Source organism: Amycolatopsis jiangsuensis (assembly GCF_014204865.1).
Classification (GTDB): Bacteria; Actinomycetota; Actinomycetes; order Mycobacteriales; family Pseudonocardiaceae; genus Amycolatopsis; species Amycolatopsis jiangsuensis.
In genome coordinates this window covers 1,802,990-1,817,620 of record NZ_JACHMG010000001.1, presented here as the reverse complement: position 1 = coordinate 1,817,620, position 14,631 = coordinate 1,802,990, and the positions used below count along the sequence as shown (strand labels likewise).

Annotated in this window: 11 protein-coding genes; 5 read left to right on the top strand and 6 right to left on the bottom strand. The window is 71.0% G+C overall.

Features of this window, described 5'->3' with window-relative positions; all coding sequences use genetic code 11:
- Positions 1-42: 42 nt before the first annotated feature.
- Complete coding sequence (locus BJY18_RS07710; RefSeq protein ID WP_312873779.1) at positions 43-1,413, bottom strand: aspartate aminotransferase family protein; 1,371 nt, start codon at positions 1,411-1,413, stop codon at positions 43-45.
- Positions 1,414-1,594: 181 nt separating this feature from the next.
- Between BJY18_RS07710 and pdxR the strand changes: the two genes are divergently transcribed.
- From pdxR to BJY18_RS07690, 4 genes are all read left to right on the top strand, one after another.
- A complete protein-coding gene (pdxR, locus tag BJY18_RS07705; RefSeq protein ID WP_184778920.1) occupies positions 1,595-3,055 on the top strand; it encodes a MocR-like pyridoxine biosynthesis transcription factor PdxR in 1,461 nt (486 codons plus the stop codon).
- 106 nt (positions 3,056-3,161) lie between these two features.
- The gene (locus BJY18_RS07700) at positions 3,162-4,829 is read left to right on the top strand and encodes an amidohydrolase (protein WP_184778919.1); all 1,668 of its coding nucleotides are present in this window, start codon (positions 3,162-3,164) and stop codon (positions 4,827-4,829) included.
- Complete coding sequence (locus tag BJY18_RS07695; protein ID WP_184778918.1) at positions 4,826-5,044, top strand: DUF3311 domain-containing protein; 219 nt, start codon at positions 4,826-4,828, stop codon at positions 5,042-5,044. Before BJY18_RS07700 ends, BJY18_RS07695 begins: the two co-directional genes overlap by 4 nt.
- Positions 5,041-6,543, top strand: a complete 1,503-nt coding sequence (locus tag BJY18_RS07690; protein WP_184778916.1) for a sodium:solute symporter family protein — start codon at positions 5,041-5,043, stop codon at positions 6,541-6,543. Before BJY18_RS07695 ends, BJY18_RS07690 begins: the two co-directional genes overlap by 4 nt.
- Here the strand turns inward: BJY18_RS07690 and BJY18_RS07685 are convergent.
- On the bottom strand, positions 6,430-7,773 hold the full coding sequence (locus BJY18_RS07685) for an MFS transporter (protein WP_184778914.1): 1,344 nt from the start codon (positions 7,771-7,773) through the stop codon (positions 6,430-6,432). The genes BJY18_RS07690 and BJY18_RS07685 overlap by 114 nt on opposite strands.
- Positions 7,774-7,790: 17 nt before the next feature.
- A complete protein-coding gene (locus tag BJY18_RS07680; protein WP_184778912.1) occupies positions 7,791-9,065 on the bottom strand; it encodes a hydroxyacid-oxoacid transhydrogenase in 1,275 nt (424 codons plus the stop codon).
- A 117-nt stretch (positions 9,066-9,182) separates the two neighbouring features.
- Here BJY18_RS07680 and BJY18_RS07675 point away from each other — a divergent pair, with 117 nt between their 5' ends.
- The gene (locus BJY18_RS07675; RefSeq protein ID WP_184778910.1) at positions 9,183-12,047 is read left to right on the top strand and encodes an FAD-binding and (Fe-S)-binding domain-containing protein; all 2,865 of its coding nucleotides are present in this window, start codon (positions 9,183-9,185) and stop codon (positions 12,045-12,047) included.
- Here BJY18_RS07675 and BJY18_RS07670 read toward each other — a convergent pair.
- Genes BJY18_RS07670 through BJY18_RS07660 form a run of 3 tightly spaced genes read right to left on the bottom strand, consistent with a single transcriptional unit; the run spans position 12,034 to position 14,615 of the window.
- Complete coding sequence (locus BJY18_RS07670) at positions 12,034-12,825, bottom strand: IclR family transcriptional regulator (RefSeq protein ID WP_184778908.1); 792 nt, start codon at positions 12,823-12,825, stop codon at positions 12,034-12,036. The genes BJY18_RS07675 and BJY18_RS07670 overlap by 14 nt on opposite strands.
- A gap of 60 nt (positions 12,826-12,885) precedes the next feature.
- Positions 12,886-13,602 (bottom strand): sulfite exporter TauE/SafE family protein, encoded by a 717-nt coding sequence (locus tag BJY18_RS07665; RefSeq protein ID WP_184778907.1) that lies wholly within the window; start codon positions 13,600-13,602, stop codon positions 12,886-12,888.
- Entirely contained in the window at positions 13,599-14,615 is a 1,017-nt protein-coding gene (locus BJY18_RS07660) for a phosphate acyltransferase (protein WP_312873778.1), read from the bottom strand. The genes BJY18_RS07665 and BJY18_RS07660 overlap by 4 nt, the downstream gene beginning before the upstream one ends.
- Between the last annotated feature and the right edge of the window lie 16 nt (positions 14,616-14,631).

The window sequence follows — 14,631 nt, the reverse complement described above, 5'->3', positions numbered from 1 at the left end:
CGGGCCGGGCACCACCAGGGTGCCCGGCCCGATTCCCGCGGGTCAGCGTGGTAAGGCCGCTTCGATGTCGGAGAGTATTCCGTCCAGGCCGTGCAGCAGGTCCGAGAGGATGGTGCGGTCGGCGACCAGCGGTGGTGAGATCATCAGCATCGTCGCGCCGCGGTCGTCGCCACGGAGGATCACCCCGGTCCGGTCGAACGCGGCGGGGATGACCTCGCGCAGGACGCGGGTCGATTCCGCGGCGGTCAGCTCGCGTCCGGTGTCGTGGTCGGCGGTCAGTTCCACGGCGTAGAAGTAGCCCGTGCCGCGCACTTCCCGCACACAGCGATGGTTCGCGGCGAGATCGTCCAGCCCGGCGCGCAGGTGCGGGCCGAGCGTGCGCACGTTGTCCAGTACGGCTTCGCCGGTCATCGCGTCGATGACCGCCGAGGTGATCGCGGTGGGCACCGGGTGCCCTCCCCAGGTCGCTCCGTGGGTGAACGCGCCCGTCAGCGGGGAATCGAACAGTCCCTGCATCAATGGTTCACGAACGATCATGCCGCCGAGCGGGGCGTACCCGGAGGTACTGCCTTTCGCGAAGGTCAGCACATCCGGTACCACGCCGAACCTTTCGCTGCCGAACCAGTGGCCGAGCCGGCCGAACGAGCAGATCACCTCGTCGGCGACCAGCAGCACCCCGTACTCGTCGGCGATCCTGCGCAGCTCGGCCCAGTAGCCGTCGGGCGGAACGAGCGCACCGCGGCCGTTCTGCACCGGCTCGGCGAAGATCGCCGCGACCGTCTCCGGCCCCTCCTGGAGGAGGGCCTCCTCGATCGCCCGGACGCAGTCGAGCGCCGCGGCCTCGCCGCAGTCCCCGGTGTACCCGAGGGTGTTCGGCACATGCCGGATCCCCGGCAGCAGCGGGCCGAACGCCTCCTTGATCTTCGGCAGCCCGGTGACCGACAGCGCGCCGAGTGTGGTGCCGTGGTAGGCGAGGTCCCGGCTGATGATCTTGGTCCGGCCCGGCTCACCTTGGCTGCGGTGGTACTGGCGGGCGAACTTGATCGCGCTTTCGGCCGCTTCGGAACCGGAACTGACGAAGAACGTCGTGCTCAGGTCCCCCGGTGCCAGCTCGGCGATCCGCGTGGCCGCCTCGATCGCGGGCGGGTGCGCGGCGCCCCAGTTGGTCGCGTACGGCAGCGTCTCCATCTGCTTCGCCGCGGCGGCGACCAGGTCGGTCCGGCCGTGGCCGAGGTTGACACAGAACAGGCCGGCGAGCCCGTCCAGGTACCGGCGGCCGGCGGAATCGTAGAGATGGCAGCCCTCACCCCGGACGAACACCGGGAAGTCCGCGCCGTGCCACTGTGCACCCCGGGTGAAGTGCGGGCCGAGGTGACGCCGTGCCTGCGCCCTGAGCTGTGTCGTGTCGACCACGAATGCCTCCTTGTACCTGCTCGTGCTGACTGCCCCCGTCTCGACCATGACAACCGGCCCGACCAGCGGACAGAGCCAGATCCGGGGAGCTTGCCGGGTCCAGGCTGGTCCTGCCGGATCCACCGGTTCTGGTACTTTCGGCAGGGCCAGGGGGCAGGCATGCTCGGTCGCGGGAGGCCCGATGGCACGTACTCTGATCGACATCGACCGGAAGTCCGGTGAACCGCTGTACCGGCAGGTGCGCCGGGCTCTCGAGCGCGGTATCGCGGTGGGCGCCTTCGACCCCAGCCGGCGGCTGCCCAGTTCCCGGGAGCTGGCCGACGAGCTGGGAATCTCCCGCAACACGGTCAATCTGGCCTACCAGGAGCTGATCGCCGAAGGCTATGTCGACAGCCGGGAACGCCGGGGGCTGTTCGTCAACGCCGAGATACGCCCCGCCGGGGGAGAACCGGAACGGCGGGTGCCCTCGCGGATCGACTGGGCGGCCAAGGTGCGCCGCTTCCCCGACCGGAACGTGCCGCACATCGAGAAGCGCGTGGACTGGCACCGGTACCGATATCCGTTCGTGGTCGGTCAGATCGACGTCCAGGCGTTCCCGTCGCGTTCGTGGGACCGCTGCCTCCGCGAGGCGCTGTTCCACCCCCACGTGCACTACAGCCTGGGGGACAGCGTCGCTTCCGACGACCCGATGCTGGTGGACATGATCTGCCGGCAGCTGCTGCCCGCCCGCGGTATCGAAGCGCGGCCGGAGGAGGTGCTGGTGACCGTGGGTTCCCAGCAGGGCCTCGATCTGCTGAGCAGGCTGCTGCTGGCCGAGGGCCGGACGGCCGGCGTCGAAAACCCCGGTTACCTCGACGCCCGGCATATTTTCCTTCGGGCCGGCGCGCGGGTACGGGGGCTGCCGGTGGACCGCGCGGGCATGGTCGTGCCGGAGTCGCTCGCCGGATTCGACCTGGTACACGTCACGCCGAGTCACCAGCATCCGACCAACGTGACACTCGGCATCGGCCGCCGCCGGCGGTTGCTGGAGCGGGCCGCGCAGGCCGGCACGGTGCTCGTCGAGGACGACTACGACAGCGAGTTCCGCTACCAGGGCACGCCGACGCCCGCGCTCAAGGCCCTCGACAGCACCGGTGACGTCGTCTATCTCGGCACGTTCTCGAAGTTCCTGTCCCCAGGCCTGCGGCTGGGTTACCTCGTCGGGCCCGCGGACCTGGTCGCCGAACTGCGAGATCTGCGCCGCTACTCGCTGCGCCACCCGTCCGGCCACTTGCAGCGGGCGCTGGCCTTGCTGATCGACAGCAACGAATACCACCGCGCGCTGCGCCGCTACCGCACCAAACTGATGCGCAAGTGGGAGGCGGTCTGCGCCGCGGTGCACGAACACCTGGAATGGGCACCGGCGTCCTATCCGCCCGGCGGGGTGAGCCTGTGGGTCACCGGACCGCCCGAACTGGACTGCCGGGCGCTGGCCCGCGACGCCGAAAGCCGCGGTCTGCTGCTCGAGCGCGGGGACATCTTCTTCCTCGACGACGAACCGGCACGCAACCACTTCCGGCTGGGCTTCGCGGCGGTTTCGCTGCGCTCGATCGACGCGGGCGTGACGCTGCTCGGCGAGGTTGCCGCGGATCTGCTCGGGTAGCGGCTGGCACCCTCGACGCACGCCGTTCTGGACCTACTCGCGGAGCCAGCCACGGCCCAAGGTGAACGAGGTCTGCCGACATGCCCACACTCCCGGTGGAGGTCCGATGCCGTACCCGTCCAGTGCAGAGTCCGCCGATCCCCGCGGCAGCGCGGATTTCGTGATCCGGAACGGAACGGTCCTGACCCTCGACCGGGCGGGACGGCGGGCGAGCGCGCTCGCCGCCCGGCACGGGCGCATCCTCGCGGTCGGTGGGGACCGGGAGATCTCCGAGCTGGCCGGTCCGGACACCGTGATCCTCGACCTGGCCGGGCGGACCGCGATCCCGGGGTTCGTCGAGTCGCACAGTCACCCGGTGTTCTTCGGCCTGTCCCTGGCCGCGGCGGTGGACGCCGGGACTCCGCCGAACGAGTCGGTCGCGGACCTCGTCGAACGGGTGGCGCAGGCGGTACGCGACGCCGGTCCCGGCGAGTGGATCCGCGGTTACCGTTACGACGACACGCTGCTCTCCGACGCCCGGCACCCCGGCCGGGCGGACCTCGATCCGGTCTCGCCGGACAACCCGGTGCTGCTGACCCACGTCTCCGGGCACTTCTGCGTGGCCAACTCGGCAGCGTTGCGCAGCGCCGGAATCACCGCGGACACTCCGGACCCGCCGGGCGGCCGCATCGCACGCGACGAACACGGAGCGCCGAGCGGGCTGCTGATCGAGTCCGCGGCTTTCCTGGTGTCCTCCCGGCTGCCGGGCCAGGACGCCGGCACACTGGCCGATGCGCTGCGGCTGGCCGGGGCGGAGTACGCCCGCCACGGGGTCACCAGCGTGCACGACACCGGGATCGGGCTCGTCGGCGGACACGACGAGCTGGCCGCCTACCGGCGGGTGCGGACCGCCGGGCAGCTGCGGACCCGGATGACCGGCTACCTGTTTCACGAACTGCTGGCCGGGATGCCTGCCGCGGCACCGGGCGACGTGACCGATGCCGGTGACCCGGACGACCGGTTCCGGCTGACCGGGATCAAGCTCATCGCCGACGGTTCACTGCAGGGGCTGACCGGGTGCCTGGCCGACGGCTACACCTGCGCGCCCGGTGAACACGGCATGATGCTGCTGGAGCCGGAAGACCTGGCGCGCCGGATCGCGGCGTACGACGGTGCGGGCTGGCAGGTCGCGGTGCACGGCAACGGTGACGCGGCGATCGAAGCGATCATCGACGCCTACGCGCGGCTGGGCACTCCGCCGGGCAGGAGCCGGCGACATCGGATCGAGCACTGCCAGACGGTGCGGGAGGACCAGCTCGCGCGCATGGCCGGGCACGACGTCCTGGCATCGTTTTTCATCAAGCACGTCTACTACTGGGGCGACCGGCACCGCGACCGCTTCCTCGGACCCGAGCGTGCCCGGCGGATCAGCCCGCTGGCCTCCGCCCGCCGAGCCGGGGTCCGTTTCGGGCTGCACTCGGACACGCCGGTCACGCCGGTACCGCCGCTGGAAGGGATCTGGTGCGCGGTCGCCCGTCGTACCCGCGACGGGTTCGAACTCGGCCCGGAACAGGCGGTGGATGTGACGACGGCTCTGCGCGGGTACACCGCCGAGGCCGCGTACCTGGCCGGGGAGGAAGCCGACAAGGGCACGCTGGAACCCGGCAAGCTGGCCGATCTGACAATCCTGACCGCGGATCCGACCACCGCGGGCGCCGAGCGGTTGCGGGCGATCTCGGTCGCCGCGACGATCGTCGGCGGCGAAGTCGTGTACTCCGGAGGAGGAACGCAGTGATCCGCAGCCGTGCCAGTGTGGTGATCGGCCTCGGTGTGCCGGTGGTCGCGGTCGTGGCCGGGATCCTCGTGCTGGCGGGGAATCCGACGCTCGTGTTCGGCATCCCGGTGGTCTTCTGCTGGATGTTCTGCTGCTTCCCGCTCACCACTGCGTGCTTGTGGGTGAGCTGGCGGTTCTTCGATTCGCGCCACTACCGGCAGGACGGTGAACGATGATCGTCGTGATCGTGTGCGCCGTGGTCGTCGCTTCGCTGGCGCTGGCGGTCTGGGCGGGCCGTGCGGGCCGGGGTGGCGGGATCTCGGAATTCCTGGTCGGCGGGCGCTCGTTCCCGCCCTGGCTGATCTACTTCCTGGCCGTCGGGGAGGTGTACAGCATCGGGACGATGATCGGGTTCCCGAGCGGAATCTACGCCCAGGGACCCGGCTACGGCGTCTGGTTCCTCGGATACATCCTGCTCGCCTACTCACTGGGCTACTTCGTCGCGCCGCTGATCTGGCGCGCGGCGAAGCGCTACGACGCGATGACCGTGCCGGACGTGTTCGGCCGGCACTTCGCCAGCCGACCGCTGGAACTGGTCACTTGTGCGACCATGCTGATCGCGCTGATTCCGTGGGGGCAGTACCAGTTCATCGGTCTGCAGGTCGTGCTGAGCGCGCTGGGCCTCGCGCTCAGCCCGGTGCAGTGCGTGCTGATCGCCGGGGTGGTGGCCTTCTGCTACCTCGTGGTTTCGGGCGTGCGCTCGCCGGCTTTCGTGTCCATCCTGAAGGACGTCTTCATGCTCGCCGCCATCGTGGCGGTCGGGCTCGCGGCGGTCCTGGCCGGTGGGGCCGGCACGGAACGGGCCTCCGCGCCGGTACCCGCGACCGCGACCATGGACGGCAACGCACTCACCTTCGCCCTGACGACGATCGTGTTCCAGAGCCTGGTGTTCTACTTCGGTTTCGGGGGTTCGTACGTGTTCCCCGCCCGGTCCGAACGCGCCGTCAAGTCTTCGACGGTGTGGATGCCGCTCTACATGCTGGTGTACCCCTTCCTCGTGCTCGCCGCCTACTACGGGGTGCGGCACCACCCGGGCCTGGAGAACCCGAACACCGTCTTCATGGTGACCGCACGCGGCCTGCTGCCGGACTGGGCGCTCGGGGTGGTCGCCGCGGGCGCGGCGTTGTCCGGATTGCTCGTGCTCGCCGCGACGGCGCTCGGTATCGGCGGGATGGTTTCCCGCAATCTGGCCCCGAACGTGCGGCCCGCCGCGCAGCGTCGCTGGACGACCGTCGCGGTCGCCGCTTTCCTCGTGCTCGGTGCGGTGCTGACCGTGTACGCCTCGACGCTGATGCTCACCGTCTTGAACCTCACCTACATGCTGCTGGCCCAGGTGGTGCCCGGGTGGCTGGCCGTGCTGTACGCACGGCGCACGGCTGCCGGTGCGGTCGCGGCCGGAATGGTGCTGGGTGTCGTGCTCGCTGTGGTGCTCTACGTGTGGCAGCCCTCGCTGGGCGGGGTGAACAGCGGGCTGATTTCACTGGGTGCCAACATGCTCGTCACCTTCGGTGGGAGTGCGGTGTGGCCGGGCCCGGCCCGGCCGGCCGTGGCCCGGCACGGGTCACCGGTGCTCGGCCGCGGTGGCCGGCTCCGCGGCGCGCAGGTCGTCGCCGAACAGGTCGCGGCGGCGGATCGCCAGGGTGCAGGCGACGCTGACCACCGTCGTGGCGGCTAGGTAGCCGAGCACCCCGCCGGTGCCGGTGCGAGCGGCGAGGTAGGCCAGCACCAGCGGGGTGAACCCGGAAGCGACCACACCGGAGAGCTGGTAGACGACCGAGATCCCGGTGCAGCGCCGGGAAACCGGGAACAGTTCCGCGTAGAACGCCGCCTGCGGCCCGTACATCAGCGGGTAGCTGATGCCCAGTACGGCGACCAGAGCCAGGGTGATGAGGGCCGGATTGCCGCCGTGGAGTGCGGCCAGCGCGGGAACGGCCAGCACGAGGGTCGTCACGGCGCCGGCGGCGAACGCCCGCCGCCGTCCGATCCGGTCGGAAAGCCGTCCGAACAACGGGATGCACGCCACCATCACGGCCGCGGCGACCATCACCGCGAGCAGCAGCGGCTGCCGGGCCAGTCCGAGGGTGCCGGTGCCGTAGGAGATGACGAAAACGGCCCAGGCGTTGAAGGCGACGCCCTCGGTGAGCCGGCTGCCCATGCCCAGCAGCAGATGCCGACGGGAGATCCGGTCCCGCACCAGTTCCAGTGCGGGGACGGAGGCCTCGCCCTCGCGGGTGGCCATGGTGCGGAACGCGGGCGTGTCCATGATCTTGACCCGGATCAGCAGGCCGACCACCACGAGCACCGCGGACAGCAGAAAGCCGATCCGCCAGCCCCAGGCGAGGAAGGCCGCCTCGGTGGTCAGCGCGTTGAGCGCGGCGAGCACTCCGGTACCGAGCATCAGCCCCAGCGCGAGGCCGATTTGCGGAAAACTCCCGTAGAGGCCCCGTTTTCCGGGTGGCGCGTACTCGGTCGCCATGAGTACCGCGCCGCCCCATTCCCCGCCGACCGCGACGCCCTGGGCCAGGCGAAGCACCACGAGCAGGATCGGTGCGGCCGGGCCGATCTGCGCGTAGTCCGGCAGTATCCCGATGAGGCAGGTGGACACGCCCATGATCAGCATGGTCGCCACGAGGATCTTCTTGCGTCCCACCCGATCGCCGAGGTGGCCGAAGATGAAGCCGCCGACCGGGCGGGCGAGGAACCCCAGCGCGAACGTCGCGAACGAGAGCACGGTGGCCACGAGTGGGTCACTGCCGGGGAAGTACAGCTTGTCGAAGACTATCCCCGCGGCCGTGCCGTAGAGGAAGAAGTCGTACCACTCGACCGTGGTGCCGAAGACGCTCGACGCCACGACCAGGCGGACGTCGGTGCTTCGTGAAGTGGGGTCGCGCGGAGTCGTCGTCATTGAGAACTCCGTTGCAGTCAGAGGGAACGGCGGAAGATGTCTTCGAGCGCGGCCCGGGTGACCGGGCGCGGCACCACGGCGAGCTGGCGGGTCTGCTTGAGCGTGCCGTCGACGAGGGTGCTGACATCGGACTCACCGTAACCGAAGGCGTGCAGTCCCTTCGGCATCCCGATGTCGGTCATCAGCTCTTCGAGCACGTGCGGCAGCGCCTCGGCGCCGTCGGTGGTGGTGAAGGTCTGCCCGCCGGACAGCAGGTGCGCGGCACGCAGGTGGCGTTCCGGCGAGGCGGGATAGGTCCATCCGAACACCGCCGCCGCGGTCGCCGAGACCGCTTGCCCGTGCGGCACCATCGGCATTTCCGGGTATCCGGCCGCTCGGTAGTCCCGCACCGCGCCGGCGACGGGGTAGGCGTTCGCGTGCGGAAGATGGGTGCCGGCGTTGCCGAACCCGGTCCCCGCGTAGGTCGAGGCCAGTGCCATCTCGGTGCGTGCCTTCAGGTCGCGGCCGTTGAGAACGGCGGCCCGCAGGTGCTTGCCCACGAGTGAGAGGGCCATTTCGCACCACACGTCGCTGATCGGGTTGGACCCGCAGAACGCCGGGCGGCGCATCGGGTCCTCCGGCGCGGGCTTCGCGTCGAAGGCCACCGCGGTGTAGCTCTCCAGCGCGTGGGAGAGCACGTCCATGCCGCTGGCCGCGGTCACCTCGGGAGGCAACGTGACGGTGGTCCGTGGGTCGACCACGGCCAGCACCGGACGCAGCGCCGGATGGCTCACGCCTGCCTTGAGGTGCAGACCGAGCAGGTCGACCACGCAGATGGTGGTGGATTCCGAGCCGGTACCCGCGGTGGTCGGGACCGCGATCAGCGGTTTCAGCGGCAGCCATGGCGCGGTGCCCGCACCGATCGGCGGCGTGACGAAATCGAGCAGCTCGCCGGGATGCGTGGTGAGCAGGTTGACCGCCTTGCCGGTGTCGATCGCGGAACCGCCGCCGATCGCCACGAAACAGTCCCAGTCCCGCTCACGGGCGAAAGCGACCGCCTGCTCGATGCTCTCGTCGGTCGGTTCGACTCCGACGCCGTCGAAGATCTCCGCCTTGACCCCGGCCGCGCGGACGGCGTCGAGCGCGCGGTCCGGGATGCCGGTCTGCCGCACCCCGGGGTCGGTGAGGATCAGGCAGGACCGCGCCTGCCGGGCGGCGACCTCGGCGCCGAGCTCGTCGAGCGCGCCGGGGCCGAACTTCAGCGGCGGCGCGGCCCAGGTGAACACACTTTCGTTGCGGTGCAGGTCCGGCACGGGACCACTCCTCACATCAGCGTTGACAATATGTGGAAGCTATATCCACTATGTGGTGACTGGATACGGTAGCCGCGAACGCAGCCGCTGTGAACCCCGAATTCCCCGGAGCAGCCCATGTCGTCCCCCGCAGATCCACGACCCGCGTTGCAGCGAGCCCTTCAGGCGGTGGTGTCCGGCGAGGTGGCCGGCGACCCGGCGACGCTCGCGACGCATTCGACCGACGCGTCCAACTACCGGCACCTGCCCGTGCTGGTCGTGCGCCCGCGCTCCGCGGAGGAGGTGATCGCGGCGTTGCGGGTGTGCGCCGCACACGGCGTGCCGGTGCTGCCCCGCGGCGCGGCGACCAGCATCGGCGGGCAGGCGGCGAACGAGGCGGTCCTGCTCGACTTCACCCGGCACCTCGACCGGATCCTGGAGATCGACGTCCCGGCACGCACCGCCCGGGTCGAACCCGGAGTGGTGCTGGACCGGCTGCGGGAGCGTGCCGCCGAACACGGGCTCACGTTCGGGCCGGATCCCTCCACCCACAGCCGGTGCACGATCGGCGGGATGATCGGCAACAACGCCTGCGGTTCGCATTCGATCGCGTGGGGCAAGACCGTCGACAACGTCCGGTCCCTCGAGATCGCCCTGCGCGAGGGCACCAGGCTCGACGTCGGCCGCACTTCGCCGCACGAACTGGAAACACTGTGCGCGCGCGACGACGAGGTGGGTCGGCTCTACCGGTCGCTGCGCGCGCTGCGGGACGAGTACCTGGCCGACATCCGCACGGGATTTCCCCGGCTACCGCGCCGGGTTTCCGGCTACAACCTCGAATATCTCCTGCCGGAGAACGGTTTCGACGTCGCCAAGGCGCTGGTCGGCACCGAGGGCACCTGTGTGACGATCCTCAGTGCGGTGGTGGAACTGACCGAGGCGCCGAGGTACCGGGCGCTCGTCGTGTCGGGCTACGACAGCAGTGTGGCGGCCGCCGACGCCGTGCCCGAGCTCCTCGGTCTGCCGGTGCTCACCATGGAGGGCATCGAACGGGAGCTGGTGCGTGCGCTCGACGCCCGCAGGCCCGGCGATCGGAGCACCCTGCCCGACGGCGACGCCTGGCTGTACCTGGAAACCGGAGGTGCCTCGGCGGCCGAGGCGCTGGCGCGTGCCCGCGAGGTGGCCGAGCGGGCGGAGCGAGGCGGCGGCCGCGTGATCGTGGTCGCGGATCCGCAGGCGCAGCGGAAACTCTGGCGCATCCGGGAGGAAGGCGCCGGCCTGGCCACCCGGCTCGCGGACGGATCCGAGGCGTGGTCGGGATGGGAGGACGCCGCGGTACCACCGGAACGGCTCGGTGGGTATCTACGGGAGTTCGAGTCGTTGCTGGACAAGCACGGTCGCGAAGGAGTGGTGTACGGCCACTTCGGCGACGGCTGTCTCCATGTGCGGGTCGACTTCCCGCTCGCCGCGGCAGAGGCCAGAACGGCTTACCGTGCCTTCTTGACCGACGCGGCCGAACTCGTCGTCGCGCACGGCGGTTCGTTGTCCGGCGAGCACGGTGACGGCCAAGCGCGTGCCGAACTGCTGCCGCTGATGTTCCCGCCGCGGCTGATCACGGCCTTCACGCAGTTCAAGGCCGCGTTCGATCCCGGCAACGGGATGAACCCGGGCCGGGTCGTCGATCCGGCACCGCTCGACGCCGATCTGCGTACCGTGGTGGCGCCGCCGGTGCTGCCCACCCGTGCGCGGCTCGCGCTCCACGCGGACGGTGGTGACCTCGCCGCCGCGTCGCGCCGGTGTGTCGGCGTCGGGAAGTGCGTGTCCGCGTCCGGAAGTGTGATGTGCCCGAGCTTCCGCGCGACCGGCGAAGAACAGCACTCCACACGTGGCCGGGCACGGTTGCTGTTCGAAATGCTCGCCGGGGACGTGATCACCGGGGGATGGCGGTCCGCGGAGGTCCGGGACGCCCTCGACCTGTGCCTGGGCTGCAAGGCGTGCAAGTCGGATTGCCCCGTCGGGGTGGACATGGCGAGCTACCGTTCGGAATTCCTCAGCCGGCACTACGACCACCGGGTCCGTCCCGCGGCGCACTACACGATGGGGGCGCTGCCGCGGTGGCTGCGACTGGGAGCGCCGCTGGCCAGGATGGTCAACGCGGTGGCGGCGAGCCCGGCCCGGCGGCTGCTCGCCCGGATGGGCGGGCTCGCACCGGATCGTGCGCTACCGGAGCTGGCGGCCCCCACCTTTCGCGCATGGTTCCGCGCCCGGCACGCGCACCGGCGGGCGTCGCCGGCCTCGGTCGTGCTGTGGCCGGACACCTTCACGAACTTCTTCGACCCGCAGGTGGGCCGCGATGCGGTGGCCGTGCTGGAATCGCTCGGCCAGGAGGTCCGGCTCCCCGAGCGCACTGTCTGCTGTGGACTGACCTGGCACAGCACCGGACAGCTGCGCACGGCCCGGCGGGTACTGCGCCGAACGCTGGACGCGCTCCAGCCGGCGCTGGAACAGGGACTGCCGGTGATCGGGCTGGAGCCGAGCTGTACCGCGTTCCTCCGGGAGGACAGTGCCGAACTGCTGCCGGACGATCCGCGGGTGGAGCTGCTGCGCCGGTCGGTGCGCACGTTCGCCGAGCACGTCGGCGACGTGGCGTTACCTTCGGCGCCGACCGGTCGTGTCCTGACGCAGGTGCACTGCCACCAGCACGCGGACCTGGGCTACGACGCGGACACGCGGCTGCTCGACCGCGTGAGCGGGGAGGTGCGGATACTCCGCGAAGGCTGCTGCGGTCTGGCCGGGAACTTCGGCTTCGAACGCGGCCACTACGACATCTCGGTGGCAGTGGCCGAGCACCAGCTGCTCCCCGCCCTGCGATCCGAACCGGAGAGCACCGTGGTGCACGCGGACGGGTTCAGCTGCCGAACGCAGATCCGGCAGCTGGCCGGGAGGGAGCCGGTGCACCTGGCGACCCTGACGGCGCGGGCGCTGGGGCTCAGTGGCGGGTGAAGCGGTCCGGTGGCAGGAACTGGGCGACCTCGGCCGCGGCCGCGACCGCTCGCGCGCCCAGATGCGGGAGGCGCTCGTCGGGCAGCCGCACTGTCGGCACCTGGATCACCACAGCGGCCTTCGCCAGCCCCTGGTCGTCCAGCACCGCGGCGCCGACGCAGCGCACCCCCGCCACGTTCTCCTCGTCGTCGATGCTGTAGCCGCGATCGCGGGTCTGGGCCAGCTGCAGGGCAAGCTCCTCGCGGGTGGCCAGGGTGTGCTCGGTCAGCGCGGACAGGTGTTCGGGCAGGCCGGCCAGATAGCTCTCCGCATCCAGCGACCATGCGAGCATCGCCTTGCCGGAAGCCGTGGTGTACAACGGGAAGCGGGCTCCGGGATGCTGTTCGAAGCGCAGCGGGAGGGTGGACTGGGCGCGCAGCAGCACCACCGACTCACCGCCGTCGCGGATGGTGATGTTGACGGATTCGCCGGTGTCCTCGTTGACCCGTTCGATCACCGGTAACGCGCGCTCCAGCCCGTGCACCCGTTGCGCGGCCTGGCCGAGCAGGATCGCGCCCGGCCCGAGGTGATAGGCGTCGGTGTGCGGATTGTGCGTCACGAGACCGTCCACGCTCAGCGCGCCGACGACGCGGTGCGCGGTGCCCGGAGTGAGGTCGAGCCGCCGCGCGATCGCCGGGAGGGACAACTCGCCGTCCTCGTTCACGAGCAGTCGCAGTACGCCGAGCGCACGCCGGATGGCCTGGGTCCCGGCGGGTGGCTGAGCTGGTGAGTGATTCACGGGCGTCCGTCGTGCTGGCTGGTTTGCTGGCCGGGCCAGATTAACGCAGTGCGCGGTGGGTCAAGCGCACGCGGTCGCCACGCCGGAGGCGATGACGAGGACTGCCACGACGACCTTGAAGGCCTTCCGGGGCAGCAGTGCCGACACCGCAGTACCGAGCTGGTTGCCGGCGACGGCGGCTACCAGCAGGATCGGCAGCAGCGGCAGCAGGCCGTGCGCCGGGATGCCGCCGCTGAGCGCGAGTGCGGCGAGGGAGATCAGGTTCGTGGTGATGAAATAGCAGGCCAGGTTCGCGATGAACCGGCGCACCGGCAGATCCGCCCGGCTGAGCAGCGCGGCGACCGGCGGGCCGTTCAAGGAGACCGAGGTGGCCAGGTAGCCGCTGGCCAGCCCGGTCGCGACGTGACTCGTCCGGCCCGGGACTCGGCCTGCCGACGGGAGCAACAGCAGCAGTCCCAGCGCGGCCACCGTGACGCCCGCGAGGATTCGCAGGAGCTGCGCCGGGACCAGGCCGACAGTCAGGGCGCCGAGCACGGCGCCGGGCGCGCTTCCGGCGACGAGCAGGCCGATCCGTCTCGGCTCGATCGACCGCCATGATCGGCACACCACCAGAATTCGCGACACGAGCGTCGCGCTGAGGTTCACCGTCACGACCAGCGGCACGTCGTAGCCGAGCAGCAGCAACGCCGGCGTGGCCAGCAGTGACGACGCGAATCCCGTCGCCCCGCCGATCAGCGCGGAGAAGGCGACGGCGAGCGCCGCGAACAGGAGCGTCATCCGGCTCCGGTCCCGCCGGACGCCCGGACCGCCGTGAGCACCGCGGTCACCGCGATGTCGGCCGCCGTGCAGCCGCGGGAGAGATCGTTGACCGGCGCCGCCAAGCCCTGCAGAACCGGGCCGAACGCGCGGGCCCGGCCGAGCCGCTCGGCGATCTTGTACCCGATGTTGCCCGCGTCGAGGTTGGGGAAGACGAGCACGGTGGCTCTGCCCGCGACCTCGGAACCCGGTGCCTTGCGCCGCCCGATGCCGGCCACCACCGCGGCGTCGAACTGCAGTTCTCCGTCGACGCGGTAGCCGATGTCCCGCCTGCGCAGCAGCTCGGTCGCCCGGCGCACCCGCTCGACCCGCTCGTGCGAGGCGCTGCCGAGGGTGGAGAACGAGAGCATCGCGATGGTGGGCTCCTGTCCGGTCAATGCCTCGTGCGTACCGGCGGAGGCTACGGCGATGTCCGCGAGCTCCTCCGCGGAGGGGTCGGGCACCACCGCGCAGTCGGCGAAGGTCAGGCACCGGCCGGTCGGCAGGACGAGCAGGAAGCAGCTGCTCAACGTGGCAGTGGCCGGCCGCAGGCCGGCGTAGCGCAGGGCCGCGCGCAGCACGTCGGAACTCGGCCGCGCCGCGCCGGCCACGCACACGTCGAAGACCCCGGCGGCGGTGCCGGCCACCGCCGCGGCGAGCGGATCGGCCAGCGCGTCCGGGATCCGGTCCGGATGCTTCGCCAGGCGGGTCTCGATCCGTCGCCGCACGCGTGGGTCGCCGGCGAGCGCCCGGGCGTCCACGACGACGTCCGGGGGCAGCCGGATCCCGGTTTCCCGGCACACGCGGTGAATCGCGGCCGGATCGCCGATGAGCCGCGGCGCGATCACCGCTTCGTCGTGCAGCTGCTTCGCGGCCTGGACCGCGCGGGGGTCTTCGCCGTCGGCCAGCGCGACCGTGCGCGGTTCGCCGTCCAGGACACCGAGCCACCGGCGGTACAGCGGGAAGGGCTCGGCCAGCACTTCGGAGGTCGGCACGGTGCACCGCTTTCCT